Consider the following 14,584-nt stretch of genomic DNA (forward strand, 5'->3'; position numbering starts at 1 on the left):
AATATTGGAAGGATGGAAGTTATGAACCCCCTTGCGAAACAGCTAAACGAAACGCTTACCCGCGATCATCCGCACGTAGCCGAGATGCTCTCCGGCTTAGGCAAAGCGATCTACTTGCCCAAGCTCGGCATCTTGAGTCAATCCGCCGAAGCCAAGCAAAAAGCCAATCTTTATAACGCCACGATCGGTATCGCAACCGAGAACGGCAAACCTATGCACTTGGATGTCATTCAAGAAACGTTGTCCGCTTACGAGCCTAAGGACATTTACGAATATGCCCCTCCCGGGGGTAAACCGGAGCTTCGCACGGTATGGCGCGACAAGATGCTCGTCGAGAACCCGTCCGTCGCCGGCAAAAGCCTTAGCCTGCCCGTTGTCACGAACGCCCTGACGCACGGCCTCAGCATCGTGGCCGATCTGTTCGCCGACGTTGGCGACGCGGTTATCGTCCCGGACAAAAACTGGGAAAACTACGAGCTGACCTTCAACATTCGCCGCGGCGCCGAGATGGTCAACTATCCGCTCTACAATGCGGACAACCGCTTTAACTCCGCGGGTCTTCGCGATGCGCTGCTCGCTCAGAAAGATCGCGGCAAAGCGATCGTCCTGCTGAACTTCCCGATTAATCCGACGGGGTACACGCCGGGAATCGAAGAAGGCCGCGAGATCGTCGCCGCCATTCGCGACGCCGCGGAAGCAGGCATCAACGTCGTTGCCGTCACCGACGACGCCTACTTCGGTTTATTCTTCGAAGACTCCCTGCAGGAGTCGTTGTTCGGCCAACTTAGCGGATTGCACGACCGAGTGCTTGCCGTTAAAGTCGACGGAGCGACGAAAGAAGAGTACGTATGGGGATTCCGCGTCGGTTTCATCACCTTCAGCGGACTTACGGAAGCGAGCCTGTCCGCGCTGGAGCAAAAAACGATCGGAATTATCCGCGCGACGATTTCGAGCGGACCGCATCCTTCGCAAACCTTCATCCTCCGCGCGCTGAAATCCGATAAATTCCAAGCGCAGAAGGAAGAAAAGTTCAATATCATGAAAGGCCGCGCCAACAAAGTGAAGCAATTGCTCGACAGCGGCAAATTCGGCGATGTATGGACTTATTATCCGTTCAACTCCGGTTACTTCATGTGCCTTAACCTCACCGTAGACGCCGAAACCGTCCGTCAACGTTTGCTGAACGAATACGGCGTCGGAACGATTGCGCTCGGATCGTCCGATCTTCGCGTCGCGTTTTCTTGCATCGAAGAACCCGATCTGGAAGACTTATTCGATCGAATCTATAAAGCGGTGCTGGACGTTAAAGCCGGCAACGCGTAATACAAGCTTCTCGCAGAAAAAGCACTGCCAGCGTATACTCGCTCGCCGGTATTCCGGCGCCGCGATTAACGCAACGGCAGTGCTTTATTTGTTTAAGCTGGTCGGCGAACCTTGGCGCGCTCCCCTATAAATCGTCCTCGTCTTTGAGCTTCGCGATTTTTCTCGGAATCCACCAACCGCACCACAACAGTCCGGCGACAATGAGCGGCAGCCAAAGATTCAGATGGAACGCCTCCATCCCTTCTCCTCCAGCCACACCGGCCCTCTCGCCTGCGGCCCCTAACTTGACCGTCAGGATGCCGACTACTCCAAGCAGCAATACGGCTCCAAGACCCGCAACCCGGGCGATCGCAGAAGCAGCGACTAAACGTCCTTCCGGTTCGAGCGGAACCGTCGCGGCCGTTTCGACGAACCTAACCCTCCCCAGTTCGCTCAACTGCAACCCGACGATCAGGAACGAAACCGCGTAAATGATTGCATCGGCTACCGCGTTTCCCGAAACAACCAGCACGATACCGGATAAGATAACCCACCGCCATAATGCTCCGAACGTCTCGCCGCGCAGGAACGCTTTGGCATACAAGTAATGCCACGCCCGGCGACGCTGCCATGCCAACAGTTCCCCTGCCCAAGCGATCCACCTCCGGCGGGCCGGCTTGGACGTTTCCGAAGGCACGTCCACGAACCAGCCAAGGAACGCCATCCAGCGACGGCGCACCGCGGCCTCCTCGTCGATAAGCTTCTCCCAAGGAAGGGCATGTTGCGCGGGAATTCGCCATAACAATGCGACGATCGCCATGCATAGCAGCATTAACGGAATCGCTATCGTTAACGGTTTCAGCAATAAATTGGCGACGATAAGTAAGGTAAGCAACCATCTGACGAGTTTGAGACCCAGCCGCCAAGAACGGGCAGCCGGTCTTCGTTCTCTCCATCCTCCGTAAACGTTGCAGCCGGCGACGATAGCGAATAAAGCTCCCAACAAGAACAAAGGGTGGGAATCCGCCAAATGTGCGGTGTCGGGAGACCGAACATAAATCGGCGCGAATAATAAGAATAACGCCAACGTGCGCAGAACGGCCATGACGATCGCTTTCCTCAAGGCCGGTTGAATATAGAATCTTAGCAACCGGTTCTCCATTGGAAGCAGAAATACGGAATCGGCCGGCCGGAAATACGCTCGAAGCGGGGCTCTAACCGCGCCGAGACTAATTAATGCTACACCGACGATCTCCACCGGCCATCCTTCGGGAACCGCTTTAATAAAGCCTACGTACCAGACCAATACGGTAAAAAAGATGGCCGAAACGAATAAGCCGAACCCGCTTTGGAACACGTAACGGAAATGCGGAACGATCTCCTGACGGAAGGCTGCCGCGCGACTTCGACGAAGAGACCGCATAAAGCCGAGCTGCTCCTCTTGCCCCTTCTCACGCACGCGGATGTCCACCTTCCGCCGCCAGGACCAACAATTCGAACGCGTCGTCCATCGTCGATTCGGGATCGGTACAGCCCGCTTGCGCTTTCACTTCCCGAGGCGTACCTTCCGCTATGATCCGCCCTCTGTGTAGCACCACAAGCCGATTCGCCTTCCGTTCCAACGCCGGTAAGATATGAGAGCTCAATAAAATCGCGCTCCCCTCTGCCCGGACATCGTCGAGAGCAGCCAAAAGCCCTCGTATCGCAAGCGGATCCAATCCGAGGAAGGGCTCGTCAATAATGAGGAGCGGAGGCTTCACCAACAACGCGTTCATCAGCATAACCTTTTGCTTCATGCCTTTGGATAACGTATCCGGCAAAGAGTTAAACGCTTCCGTCATCCGGAACGTGTTCGCCAGCTCCTCCATCCTCGAAGTCGCCGCCGTCTGCTCCAAGTCGTAGGCCATAGCCGTCCACTGGAGATGCTCTCTCACCGTCAAGTTTGGAAACAAAGACGGCTGTTCCGGCACGTAAGCCGTCGAGGAGCGATAGAGGTCGCGGTTTTCCTCGAGCGTCGCTCCCGCTACGCGAACCTCTCCGCTTTGCGGCACCATCAATCCTAAAATATGTTTAATCGCGGTGCTTTTTCCCGCGCCGTTCAATCCGATCAGCCCGACCATTTCGCCTGGATTAACGGTAATCGACACTTCGTGCAGCACCGGTCTTCGCTGACTATAACCGCCCGTCAGTTCCTTCATTGCAAGTGCAGGCACAACACTGCTACCTTTCCCTGAAACCACTTTGAATCCCCTCCATAACGCCCCGGCATTTCCCTCTATTATACCGGGCTGGGACATCGTGCACAAAGTCGGGAGGAAACAAGCGATTACAACATAAAGTTGGAGTGGTCGATTCTGGAATGAACCTCGACGCTAAATCCGACGGTCGGGTAAATCTCGTCCCAAGAATCCTTCATCTTTCTCCACCGTTTCGGATATTTGCGATGTATTCTTTCCTTAATGCCGAGCAGATCGGAATTATTTCTCTGCGAGAAAGCGATAAATTGCTCGACGTTATCCGAGATCGCCTTATTCAGTTCGTTCTCCCACTGCGCGATTGTTGATATCGTCACATCCTTTACGTCGCACTGGATGCTAACCAAATTCAAATCCGCGTTGATTTCGATTCGCACTTTCGGATTCCCGTTTACGTCCACTTCCGTTTTCACCCGGCTTTTGTTGCCCGTATTCTCGAAAGTGATCGTTTGATTTTGGCCGCACGGTATCGTCTCGACGGAACCGCTCATCTTGCCCATCGTCCGGTAGTAACCTTTCGTTTCCTTGAATTTCATATACCCGGCAATCCGATCGTTATCGAAAGCGTATAGCCCTATCGTTTTTAGTAACGATCTTTTTTTCCCGCTTGGGTCTTCGATCAATTGAACCGCGGGAAGATGAACGTCCCTATATTGATTGGTCAAATCCTCGTAGACGTCGATCAAAGTCTCCTGTTCGGTCAGAGCCGTACTTTCCCCACCCTCCGACAGCCCCCTTAGCGCCTGCGAAGTAATCGACGCGTTCGGCATGGTCGCTTCTAGAACTTCGGATGCTTTGCCTTCCGTCACGTAGATCAACGTGGAGTTGCGGAACTGCCTCAATCTCCGTAACGCCATAATATGCTTGCCGATCCCTTGTTCGGCTATCGCCTTGCTAAGCACGACAACCGTCGCATGCCCCCAGAGCAACGTCCGATCGGACTTCGTCCTCATGAGCCGGGCCGCTTCGAATAAGCTGGATCCTTCCCCCGATAGGTAAAAGGTTTTGTCTTGCATACCTTTAGGTTGTTGACCGCTTGTCGACAGCTTGGCAATTTCCGCCGTGATCTTAATCCCGTTATTCTGACCGACATCGATACCGACGGTATGAACGATATGCAGTTCGTTCAGTTCCATACTGCCTTTGCAACCCGAATTCGATAAACAGATGCCGACCGCCAATATAACAAGCCCAAATCTAGCTTTCATCTTGCCTTGCCTCGATTTCGGTTCGGATTCATCGCCCGGAATAGGCTAGGCCTTTTATTCCGGCTCGGGCTCGGACGACGGACGATTACGTCCGTCATTTCGCTCATATCGAAAGGGGCGACAGGACCAAGATAAGGTACCCCGAATGAACGCAACGACGCCAAGTAAGTCAACAGCATAATAATTCCGACGGTAATTCCAACGTAACCTAGCAGGGAAGCCAGTATCGTCATCCCGAATTGGAGGATTCGAATCACATAGTTCATCACGGTCGGCGGCAACGTGAAAGTGCAAATCCCCGTCAAAGCCGCCACGATGACCATAATCGGCGATACTATGCCCGCTTGCACGGCCGCTTGCCCCAGTATAAGCGCCCCCACGATGCTGACCGCTTGTCCGACTTGCTTCGGCATGCGAATGCCCGCTTCGCGCATGATCTCGAAGGCGAGCATCATGGCCGAGCTTTCAACGACCGCCGGGAAAGGAACCGGCTCTCTAGAGGCCGCAATGCTTTGCAGCAAGGGCGTCGGAACCAATTCATGATGGAAGTTAACGGTTGCCACGTAGAAGGCCGGCAGGAACATCCCGATTAAACCGCTGAGCAGCCGAAGGATGCGCATGGCGGATCCGATATAATAATTCCACGAGTAATCCTCGCTCACTTGGAAAGCTTGCATGAATACGAACGGCAACAAGAGCGTGAACGGGGTTCCTTGGACGAGAACGGCAATCCTCCCGTCCAGCAACGCACCGGCAACCCGGTCTGGCCGTTCCGTCGATTCGATAAGAGGAAACATCGTACCCCGATTATCGGTGATCCATTCTTCGATATCGTTGCTTCCCAATATCGCGTCCTCCGATATCTCTCCGATTCTGCGGTGCACTTCTCCGAGAATCTCGGCGTTCGTAATTCCTCCGATGGAGAGTACCGCAATCTCGATCTTGCTTAAATAACCGACTTTGCGATATTCGACCTTGAGGCTAGCCGCAGGAAAATGATAACGAACGAGCGCGATATTGTTCGTTAAGGATTCGGTAAACCCGCTTCTCGCACCCTTTACGGTTGCTTCGCTCGGAGGCTCGTCAACGCTGCGCAGCTGCACGCCCAACGTATCGATCGCTACGCCGTAGGCAGGGTCCGTGAACAGCAGAACCGTCTTCCCGGATGCTAGGCAATCGGCTACTTCCTCGATCGTGCGTATTCTCGAATTCGATTGAAATGCCGGAAACAGCTGCTTATTTTCCAAGTACATAACCAGCGTTTGTTCAAGCCTCCGGGCGTCGATTAATCCATCCAAATAACAGACCGTCAAGGATTTCCCGCTGCCGTTAGCGGAGTCTGCCATGACCAAATCTTCCGTGCCATGCATCCGTCGGAATAACAACCGCTTATTCTCCATCGCGTCGTCGGATAATGCCGTTTGTTTCCCGTTCATGAGCTCACCCGCCTCTTGTGGCCGTCTCTTCTCGTAAGTGCAATCAAAAGCAATAGGCTAGGAACGAACAGTTGAAATAGTACGAAATACCATGCCTGTTTGTCGTAAAAGGCGGCTAGTTCGATAAGTCCCCACACTTTATACTTCGAACAGATAACGAATCCGCACGCCAGCGGAATGAGGAACAAACGAGGCTTACGGATCCGCAATACATCCTTGAGGCCTTGAACGGCCGCCCAGAAAAAAACGGTTATTTTAACGAACGAGCTCATTACCCATACGGCCACGAGCGCTGCGTCAAACCGTTCAATATTTCGGAATAGCTTAATGTTCTGAATCAGGCTCACGGTAGGATATGTAAACGATTCGGTCGCTTGCGCTCCGAACAGCATGGTGCAAGATAGGACGGACATGAGCATGAGAATCGTCGTAATCCCGATTGCCCCGACAGCGTATGCGCTGGTTCTTTCGGTTTTGCGCACGTGCTGGAGAACCATGGAAACGCACATGAAATCGCCGAACCACGAAGCGGAAAGCATTAATCCTCTGAGAGGTTTAAACATTCCCTCCTCCAATACGGGAAACAAATATTCGACGTGGTACTGGTTAATCAACAACAAGTAGATCAACAGGAAAGTGACTACCGTGACGAAGAAAACGATCTCCGTAACGCGCGCGAATACTTCCAGTCCATGATAGACCGCGTACAAGCACATAATGACTCCCGCGATCAAATACCAGCTTTGAGGAATGACGGGATTGAGGGCGATAATAAAAAATTGAGTAAACTCCCTTAGTACCCAAGAGCTTACATCCAAGAAAAAAAACACGAAACCCAGCGCAATAACGCCTCCGACCACGGGACCCAGCACGTGCATGCAAATCTTAACCAAACTTTTGTCCGGGTACATCCGGTTCAGCCATAAGAAGACATACAGATTCAACAATCCGACCGCTCCTCCGGCCAGAACAAGAAACCAAGCGTTTCGATCCGCATAGCGAGCTAGAGTCGCTGGGGCATAAAGACTCGATGTTCCTATCGAGGAAATAACGATTAAAGCCATCAATTGAATATTGCTGATCGAAATCCGACGTTCCATATCGTTCCTTCCTTTCCAATGCATTCAGTATGCGCTCCCCATCGCGAAATAATGCCCTGCATAATCGGCGAAGCAAACGTGGAATGCTATTACGAAAGAGGTGTTCATATGAACGTCAAAGCGGGCGCGATCGCTTATCTATTATCCGGCGCATGGCTAATCATAGTGACCATGTATTTGTCCGATTACCACCGGTTCAGACGGTTTTCCTTAGAAACTTGGGGCTTTATCCTAGTAGATTTGATTACTTTAGCGCCCATTGTTCTTGTCTTATGGATCGCGGATCGATTCCAGCCCGCCAAATCCGACAATTCGCGTTAATGTTTTCCCTTGGAAACGCAAAAAGAACCGCCCGGAAGCGGTTCTCCTTCATTCGAAATACATATGCGAGTTAGGCTAAGATTTCAATCGCTTGAACGACATTGTTCGTGCCTTTGACGAGTACGTTCAGATTAGGCGAAAGCACGCCGGAATTTCCGGTAATCGTCACATTGGCATCTACATTGTAACTAATGATTTGCAACGTACCGTTCACTTCTTTACTCAGCGAAATCGTCGCGATTTTTCCTTGCGCGTAAGTGAACGAGCTGACTTTCCCCGTATCGACCAACTGGACGTTCGCAACGGCCGTCTTCGTTACTTCGATGAATACCGCTTTGTTTTGATACGTGCGCACGAGCGCCTCGTCGCCGACTTGCAGCGCGGACAATGGAGCTTTGACGTCTTTGCGGAAAATAAACACGTTAGCGTCTACCGGAATCGTAACCGTCGTTTGATCCGGTTTTTTCACCGTTAAGCTGCCGTTGCCGATCGCTTGAATCGTGCCGGTAATCGCTTGAGCGCTTTGGTCGTTGGGAAGCTGTTGATCGACGCGATCCAGCAAAGCCGCAAGTTCGGCGCGCGTGACGGGCCGGTTAGGCTGGAACGTATTGTCGCTGTAACCCGTGATCAAGTTTTTCTCCAAGGCGACGGCGATGTATCCCACCGAACCCGCGGGAATGTCTCGAGTATCCTTGAACGGCAATACCACATCCATCTTCTTCTTCGCTTCGGCATCGAGCTTCATTGCCTTCACGAGCAGAACGGAAGCCCAGAGCCGATTAGCCGGTTTCTCCGCTTGAATGGTAGTATCGTTCTCGGAGAACAAATCGTTCTCGAGAGCTACCGTCACGTAACCGACCGCCCAGCCGTACTTTTTCTTTAATTGGTCGAAATCCTTGAAATTAAGAGTAGCGTTCATGTTCTCCGGCTTTTCGGCTTCTTCCTTCAGACCGAGCAGGCGAACGGCGGCAACCAACGCTTCTATTCTTGTAATGTTGTTTTTAGGTTTGAAGCTGCCATCCTCGTATCCGTTAAACACGCCTTGAGCCGCAAGCCGGATAATGTGATCGTAAGCCCATTTCCATTCCTTCTGATTCAAATCCCCGAAGTCGAGGTTGATCCCGTGTTTCGAGTTGTTCTTTTTATCGTCTTTATCGTCATCTCTGTCGTCGTCCCGATTTTTCTTATCGTTCCAGCCTTTCTTATCGTCCCAAGAGCTGTTTTTCCAATCCTTGGATCCGTGTTTCGAATTCGCGGAAGCCATCACTCCCGTCGCGCCTCCTACTAGCATCGTAAGCGCCAGCGTAGCGGCGGCAGTCTTCTTCAAGATCGGTTGAGCTTGTTTCATAAGAAAGTCTCTCCTTTGTAGGTAACCTATTCACGGATAAATACCGTATGCCTATACCTTTCGGGGGAGAGTTCGAATATCGGAGGGTCCTAGAGGTAAAATAAGCCGAAAGAACCAAATTCGGGCCATTTCCGGGCGATTTGTCATAAAACGTCCCGATGATGCATAATTTATCTCTTTTTGTTTCAAGGTATAACATACATCGCCATGTGGAGTGAACGAAATTGATGCCTAGATTAAAAATCTTGAAAATCGTCTTACCGATATGCGCAGCGATCTTTCTGTCCCTATCCGGGACGGTTTCCGCTTACGCTAACGGTCCTTACCACTTCGGCTTCAAGAAAAGCCGGGATGGAGCCCTTCCTTCCATCGCGGATGAGGGATTCATGAACGTTCTGAAAGAGCATCAAGCCATCTTTCTCGGCGATACTCAGAACAAAGAATTGTATCTGACCTTCGATAACGGCTACGAGAACGGATTTACGCCGCGCATTCTAGACATTCTCCGGGACAAAAACGTATCGGCGGCTTTCTTCGTCACGGGACACTTCGTTAAGGACCAGCCGGAGTTAGTGCAGAGGATGGCCAAGGAAGGCCACATCATCGGTAACCATTCCTGGAGCCATCCCGATCTAAGCCAGGTCGGTACGGATCGCATCCGTACCGAGATGGACAAAGTCCAGGTCGAGGTCGAGCAACTTACCGGGCAGCATGAAATGCGATTCATGCGTCCTCCTCGGGGAGTATTCAGCGGTCGCATGCTTGAAGCCTGCAGCAATCTCGGTTATACCGGCGTTTTCTGGTCGGTCGCCTACAAAGACTGGGACGTTAACTTGCAGCAAGGGGCCAATCATGCGTACAACAGCGTCATGGGTCAGCTTCACCCTGGAGCGGTAATCCTGCTTCATTCCGTTTCGCGCGACAATACCGAGGCGTTGGGCAGAATCATTGACGGCGCGCGGCAACGGGGATACGAGTTCAAAAGCTTGGATCGGCTTGTTCAGAAAACATACCGTTAACGCGCAATAACACTCGCGGCAATCTTCGCGAGTGTTATTGCATTTCTATCTAAATTTGGCGATCGGGAAATGTTTATTTTGACAGACTTTGTCTTGGGTTGATAAAATAGATTTATTGTTTTTGGCTATTTCAACCCGAGAGAAGGCCGGTCATGTTTACTCCTCGCATAACGTTTTCTTTCGGCTTTTCCCACAAGCCCGACACGGAAGTACACTTTCATCATCACGAATGCTTCGAGCTTGTCTACTACCTCCAAGGCTCCGGAACGACGATGATCGGACAAACGATGCATAACTATTCGGAAAATACGTTCAGCATCATTCGGCCGCGCAGCGTTCATAATGAAATTCGTCATCAAGCTACCGAAGTCATTTGCGTAGGTTTTCCGCTTAACGAAAGCCGAGAGATGACCCTCCGCTTAGAAAACGGCATCTTCATGGATCGTTCCTGCCTTCTCCTTCCTATCGTCAAGAAGATGAAGCAGGAATTGACGACCCCTCGCATTCATTCCGAACTCAAACTTACCTTGTTCATGAACGAATTTCTAATCGAATTCGAGCGGATGCGTTCCGTCCCTTCCTCGTCCGATTCTTTCGAATATATCGAGAATTTCATCCGGGAGCATTTTAATCAGGAAATCGATATGATTGCCCTCTCCAAGCTTTCGGGTTATAGCTACGATCATTTCCGGCACCTATTTAAATCGAAGCTTGGCGAGTCTCCCATGAACTACATCATTAGAAAAAGAGTAGACTATGCGAAAAAGCTCATTCTCGCTACGGAGATGACGATGAGCGCGATCGCCCAAGATTGCGGGTTCTCGAATAGCTCCCAATTTTCCGAAACGTTCCGCAAAGTAGCCGGGGTTTCCCCTAGCCAGTTCAAGCGGAATCACTTTATTCGTTAATGGTTGCGGTAATTCCCTATTTTTCGGGATCGCTTTCTTTTAACTTAGAGAACAAATCACGGAACACGCTATCCCTATGAATATACTTAACGTAACGGATCCAATGGCGGCTCGTATCCCTGCTCCAGCGGAAGTCGGTAGACAGAACCGGACTGTGCACTAGCGAGCTTGGCGTCCATCTATCGTCGTTGAGAAAAGCGATCGTGGAAATATCCCAGATGACGCGCGAGTAAGCGAAGTGATCGTTATGGCATTCCTTGAACGTATCGTACAAGTATCGGCCGATCGGCCCGTTGTCTTTCACGTAATCCTCCATCTCCGATAGAGTCGTCACCAGGTGGGAAGTCACGCCCATACAAGGAACGAGAACGAGAGGAACGCCGCAATCCAACACAAGCTTGGAGGCGAAATAATCTTGCTTCAGATTGAATTCGGTCGTATCGTCCCACTCCAAGGAATGCCCGCCGAGCCAGACGATGACGATCTTGTCGACGATCCGGGGTTCCATCATCAAAGCGGATGCGACGTTCGTAATCGCTCCGATCGAAACGACGTATAACGGGTCGTTCTCGCCGCTGGCCATCGCTCTCTCTACCAGATCTCGGGCAGCCGCGCTCTCGACCGGTTGAATGAAATCGGACAGGTAAGCTTCGGAGCCGCGCAAGATCGGAATATCCTTCATCTCGGGCATTAGCCCCGCTATCCGCCTAAGCTCCTCATAACTTTTCTCCATGCCGTCCTTCGGACCGCTGGAACGTTCGTTATAAAACGGAGCCGCGTAGAAGGCCTCGACCTTCAACTTCGCCTGCGACTTCATCGCATAGACGACCGCGAATTGGTCATCGATTTCATTGTAAGTATCCGTGTCCAGCACCATTCGGATAGGTCCCTTCGGACTCTCAAGACGTTCAAGCAACTTGCTTGGCTGCAGTTTAGGAAACGCGATCATGACGGTAAGCCTCCGGTTCATCTGATTTGTGAATGGCTAGCGGTTCGCTAGAAGAGTCAACACTGTCATTGTAGTACATCCCGCTCCCTAAAGATTTCAAGATTCGGCGGCTTTTTATCCTCTTTTGGTTAAAAACAAAAGAAATCCCGCTTGATCGCACGGAGCGTGCGTCTAGGGGATTTCTAGGAGAGAGGAACGTTATTTTTGCGATTTATCGTTGTCGCCCGAAGCCGTCTCGCGTTTTTCCTTGAGCCACTTCGGCGCGCCTTTGTTTTTCTTATCCCGTTCGCGATCCGCTTTAGCCTTAACGGGTTTGACCGGGGTCTTCGCCGCCGGTTTCGCGACCGTCGCCGAGGTGGACACGCCCAGAGTCGGCGCCTTGTCTTTCTTAGAAGCGACCGGCTTCTCCGCCCGCGTTGCCTTGACGTAAGGCTTGTCCACCGAAGACGGTTTGCCGGCCGACACAGGTTTCTTGTCGATATTCGGCTTCCTATCCTGTTGCGGCTTGCGGCTATCCGTTGCTTGAGGCTTCCTGTCCTGCTGGGTCTTGCGGTTATCCGCAGCCTGAGGCTTAGACTCGGATTGAGCCTGAAGCGTCGCCAAATATTCCGCCTTCGACTTCCATACCGGCCGGTCTTGCTTCGCGTCTCCGCCCGAGTGCGGCTTCCGTTCCGGAGACGATCCCTTGCCCTCTATGCCCTCTTCTAAGGAAACAACCCGTCCCTCGTACAACATCTTCGGTTCTACTTTAATTTTTAATTGCTTCTCCAGCTTGTCGATGATGAATCTCTCTTCATGCGAGATCAACGTAATCGACGTTCCGTCGCGTCCCATCCGGGCCGTTCTTCCGGAACGGTGGACGTAGTGGTCCGCATCGAGCGCCGGCTCGAACTGGACAACGAGCGGAAGCCCCGGAAGATCCAGCCCCCTGGCCGCAACGTCGGTCGCGATCAGCAGCTTCGTGCGCCCTTGCCGGAACCGTTGCATCACTTCTCCGCGCTCTTGCCCGCGCGTATCGCCGTAAAGCGCATCGACGGAAACCCCTTCGTAACGCAGCTTCGCGAGCAGTTCTCCGATTTTCTCCGTATCGTTAACGAACAACAACGCCGAGGATGGTTTCATATGACGCACGATTTTGCGAATCAAGTCTATCTTCTCGCGCCGGTCGCTTAAGAAATACCAATGTTTTAACGTAGACGAAAGACCGTTCTCGTTTTCCTTTTCCGTCACGTCGGATACCCACGGTTCCTTCTGCCATTTCCGCTCCGCATCGCGCATCGCTTCCGAACGGGTCGCCGATACGAATACCGTTTGCCGGTCGCGGGAGCATTGACGCATCAAGTTCTCCACGTCGCTCTTGCCGCCCAGCGAGAACACCCGGTCCGTTTCGTCTATGACGACGAAAGACACCGCATGCAGAGACAGCTTGCGGGTGTTCGCCACTTCGCGAACGCGTCCGGGAGTGCCTACGATGAGGGCAGGCTTGCCTTTCATCCGTTCAAGCTGACGAGCAATCGAAGCTCCTCCGATCAACGCGGTCGCTTTAATGCCGAGCGGTTGTCCGTATAACTCCGCCTCCCGCATAATTTGCATCGCGAGCTCTTGCGTCGGAGCAAGCACGAGCGCTTGCGTCTCCCGTCGCGAGCCGTCGATCTTCTGCAACAGCGGAAGCAAATAGGCCAATGTCTTTCCCGTTCCCGTCGGCGACACCAATACGCCGTCCTTGCCGCTCAACAGCTCGGGAAGCGCTTGGCTCTGTACTTCCGAAGGCTCCGAAATACCGACCGCGGCCAGTTTCTCCGCAAGCGTCTCGTTTAACCCCAATTCAATAAAACCCATTGTTTCAACCCCTCTTTACTTCTTATTCATAAACCGGCCGAACAGCGCTTCGCCGATCCGCGGAAACACTTGCATGAATTTTACTCCTATCGATGCCGTCCAAGGCAAATCTACCTCCGGCTTCCTGCGTTCGATAACCGATAAAATCGTTCTGGCGACTTTGTCGGGCGACATCATGAACCAACCGATATTCCGTACGTAATTTCCTTCCGGATCCGCACGTTCGAAGAACGGGGTGTCTATCGGCCCCGGATTAACCGCGGAAACCTGAACTCCCGTGCCTCGCAATTCCTGCCTTAGCGCATTCGTAAGTCCGAGAACGGCGTGTTTGGTCGCGGAATAGCCGGTCGACTTTGCGGTCGCCATCTTCCCCGCCATGGAAGCGACGTTAACGATATGCCCTTGTCCCTCCCGAAGCATGTAAGGCAGAACCGCATGGGTGCAGCGTACCGTCCCCATGTAGTTTACGTCCATCATTTCTTCAAAATGAGATAGAGAAGCATCCGCGAACGAAACGAACTCCCCGTATCCCGCATTATTCAGCAATACATCTATTTTACCGTATCGGTCAACCACTTGCGAAACGACGCTGCCAACCTGCTCTTCGGAGGTCACATCCATCTCGTAAACCGCGTGTTCGCCGGAGATCGAAGCCGCTAATTGCAGCATCTTGTCTCGGGAACGCGCGGTCAGCACGGGAATTGCGCCTTTCTCGGCGAGCATGGTCGCCACCAACGCCCCGATACCGCTCGAAGCGCCGGTAATGAGCACGACTTTATTTCGCAACTTTACTCTCATCATTACCCCTCCTTGGAGGAAATAAGCTTTATCCTATTGTACCGCCCACGCGCACCTAATTCCTCAAGAGTCGCCTCAGCGTGCGGTTTAGTACCGCCACA

13 protein-coding genes are annotated in these 14,584 nt (G+C 52.3%); 4 read left to right on the forward strand and 9 right to left on the reverse strand.

Annotation, left to right across the window (positions count from 1 at the left end):
• Positions 1-21: 21 nt before the first annotated feature.
• Positions 22-1,323 (forward strand): aminotransferase class I/II-fold pyridoxal phosphate-dependent enzyme, encoded by a 1,302-nt coding sequence (locus tag HH215_RS13420; protein ID WP_169280375.1) that lies wholly within the window; start codon positions 22-24, stop codon positions 1,321-1,323.
• A 124-nt stretch (positions 1,324-1,447) separates the two neighbouring features.
• Here HH215_RS13420 and HH215_RS13425 read toward each other — a convergent pair whose 3' ends face one another.
• From HH215_RS13425 to HH215_RS13445, 5 genes are all read right to left on the reverse strand, one after another.
• Entirely contained in the window at positions 1,448-2,761 is a 1,314-nt protein-coding gene (locus HH215_RS13425) for an ABC transporter permease (RefSeq protein ID WP_169280376.1), read from the reverse strand.
• Positions 2,754-3,500 carry an ABC transporter ATP-binding protein gene (locus tag HH215_RS13430; RefSeq protein WP_169284374.1) on the reverse strand — a complete coding sequence of 249 codons (747 nt, stop codon included), beginning with the start codon at positions 3,498-3,500 and terminating at the stop codon, positions 2,754-2,756. The genes HH215_RS13425 and HH215_RS13430 overlap by 8 nt, the downstream gene beginning before the upstream one ends.
• A gap of 128 nt (positions 3,501-3,628) precedes the next feature.
• Positions 3,629-4,765, reverse strand: coding sequence for a Ger(x)C family spore germination protein (locus HH215_RS13435; protein WP_169280377.1), 1,137 nt, complete (start codon positions 4,763-4,765; stop codon positions 3,629-3,631).
• Positions 4,762-6,201 carry a spore germination protein gene (locus tag HH215_RS13440; RefSeq protein WP_169280378.1) on the reverse strand — a complete coding sequence of 480 codons (1,440 nt, stop codon included), beginning with the start codon at positions 6,199-6,201 and terminating at the stop codon, positions 4,762-4,764. Before HH215_RS13440 ends, HH215_RS13435 begins: the two co-directional genes overlap by 4 nt.
• Positions 6,198-7,301: a GerAB/ArcD/ProY family transporter gene (locus tag HH215_RS13445; RefSeq protein WP_169280379.1), complete on the reverse strand. Its 1,104-nt coding sequence runs from the start codon at positions 7,299-7,301 to the stop codon at positions 6,198-6,200. Before HH215_RS13445 ends, HH215_RS13440 begins: the two co-directional genes overlap by 4 nt.
• 108 nt (positions 7,302-7,409) lie before the next feature.
• Here HH215_RS13445 and HH215_RS13450 point away from each other — a divergent pair, with 108 nt between their 5' ends.
• Positions 7,410-7,622: a hypothetical protein gene (locus HH215_RS13450; RefSeq protein ID WP_169280380.1), complete on the forward strand. Its 213-nt coding sequence runs from the start codon at positions 7,410-7,412 to the stop codon at positions 7,620-7,622.
• A gap of 70 nt (positions 7,623-7,692) precedes the next feature.
• Here HH215_RS13450 and HH215_RS13455 read toward each other — a convergent pair whose 3' ends face one another.
• Positions 7,693-8,970 (reverse strand): S-layer homology domain-containing protein, encoded by a 1,278-nt coding sequence (locus HH215_RS13455; protein ID WP_169280381.1) that lies wholly within the window; start codon positions 8,968-8,970, stop codon positions 7,693-7,695.
• A 227-nt stretch (positions 8,971-9,197) separates the two neighbouring features.
• Between HH215_RS13455 and pdaA the strand changes: the two genes are divergently transcribed.
• Together pdaA and HH215_RS13465 are read left to right on the forward strand one after the other, a co-directional pair.
• Entirely contained in the window at positions 9,198-9,989 is a 792-nt protein-coding gene (pdaA, locus tag HH215_RS13460; RefSeq protein WP_169280382.1) for a delta-lactam-biosynthetic de-N-acetylase, read from the forward strand.
• Between the two features lie 152 nt (positions 9,990-10,141).
• Positions 10,142-10,897, forward strand: a complete 756-nt coding sequence (locus HH215_RS13465) for a helix-turn-helix transcriptional regulator (protein WP_169280383.1) — start codon at positions 10,142-10,144, stop codon at positions 10,895-10,897.
• A gap of 16 nt (positions 10,898-10,913) precedes the next feature.
• Here HH215_RS13465 and HH215_RS13470 read toward each other — a convergent pair whose 3' ends face one another.
• The 3 genes from HH215_RS13470 to HH215_RS13480 form a co-directional block, all read right to left on the reverse strand.
• Positions 10,914-11,846, reverse strand: a complete 933-nt coding sequence (locus tag HH215_RS13470) for a nucleoside hydrolase (protein ID WP_169280384.1) — start codon at positions 11,844-11,846, stop codon at positions 10,914-10,916.
• 198 nt (positions 11,847-12,044) lie between these two features.
• A complete protein-coding gene (locus HH215_RS13475) occupies positions 12,045-13,685 on the reverse strand; it encodes a DEAD/DEAH box helicase (RefSeq protein WP_169280385.1) in 1,641 nt (546 codons plus the stop codon).
• A 15-nt stretch (positions 13,686-13,700) separates the two neighbouring features.
• Positions 13,701-14,483 (reverse strand): SDR family NAD(P)-dependent oxidoreductase, encoded by a 783-nt coding sequence (locus HH215_RS13480; RefSeq protein ID WP_169284375.1) that lies wholly within the window; start codon positions 14,481-14,483, stop codon positions 13,701-13,703.
• Positions 14,484-14,584: the final 101 nt, after the last annotated feature.

The sequence above is a fragment of the Cohnella herbarum genome (assembly GCF_012849095.1).
In the GTDB taxonomy this organism is placed as follows: Bacteria; Bacillota; Bacilli; order Paenibacillales; family Paenibacillaceae; genus Cohnella; species Cohnella herbarum.

What these genes read in the sequence shown, in the direction of transcription:
- HH215_RS13420 (WP_169280375.1), top strand. Translation starts at nt 22, where the DNA reads ATGAACCCCCTTGCGAAACAGCTAAACGAAACGCTTACCCGCGATCAT.
- HH215_RS13430 (WP_169284374.1), bottom strand. Translation starts at nt 3,500, where the DNA reads ATGAAGGAACTGACGGGCGGTTATAGTCAGCGAAGACCGGTGCTGCAC.
- HH215_RS13435 (WP_169280377.1), bottom strand. Translation starts at nt 4,765, where the DNA reads ATGAAAGCTAGATTTGGGCTTGTTATATTGGCGGTCGGCATCTGTTTA.
- HH215_RS13440 (WP_169280378.1), bottom strand. Translation starts at nt 6,201, where the DNA reads ATGAACGGGAAACAAACGGCATTATCCGACGACGCGATGGAGAATAAG.
- HH215_RS13445 (WP_169280379.1), bottom strand. Translation starts at nt 7,301, where the DNA reads ATGGAACGTCGGATTTCGATCAGCAATATTCAATTGATGGCTTTAATC.
- HH215_RS13450 (WP_169280380.1), top strand. Translation starts at nt 7,410, where the DNA reads ATGAACGTCAAAGCGGGCGCGATCGCTTATCTATTATCCGGCGCATGG.
- HH215_RS13455 (WP_169280381.1), bottom strand. Translation starts at nt 8,970, where the DNA reads ATGAAACAAGCTCAACCGATCTTGAAGAAGACTGCCGCCGCTACGCTG.
- pdaA (WP_169280382.1), top strand. Translation starts at nt 9,198, where the DNA reads ATGCCTAGATTAAAAATCTTGAAAATCGTCTTACCGATATGCGCAGCG.
- HH215_RS13465 (WP_169280383.1), top strand. Translation starts at nt 10,142, where the DNA reads ATGTTTACTCCTCGCATAACGTTTTCTTTCGGCTTTTCCCACAAGCCC.
- HH215_RS13470 (WP_169280384.1), bottom strand. Translation starts at nt 11,846, where the DNA reads ATGATCGCGTTTCCTAAACTGCAGCCAAGCAAGTTGCTTGAACGTCTT.
- HH215_RS13475 (WP_169280385.1), bottom strand. Translation starts at nt 13,685, where the DNA reads ATGGGTTTTATTGAATTGGGGTTAAACGAGACGCTTGCGGAGAAACTG.
- HH215_RS13480 (WP_169284375.1), bottom strand. Translation starts at nt 14,483, where the DNA reads ATGAGAGTAAAGTTGCGAAATAAAGTCGTGCTCATTACCGGCGCTTCG.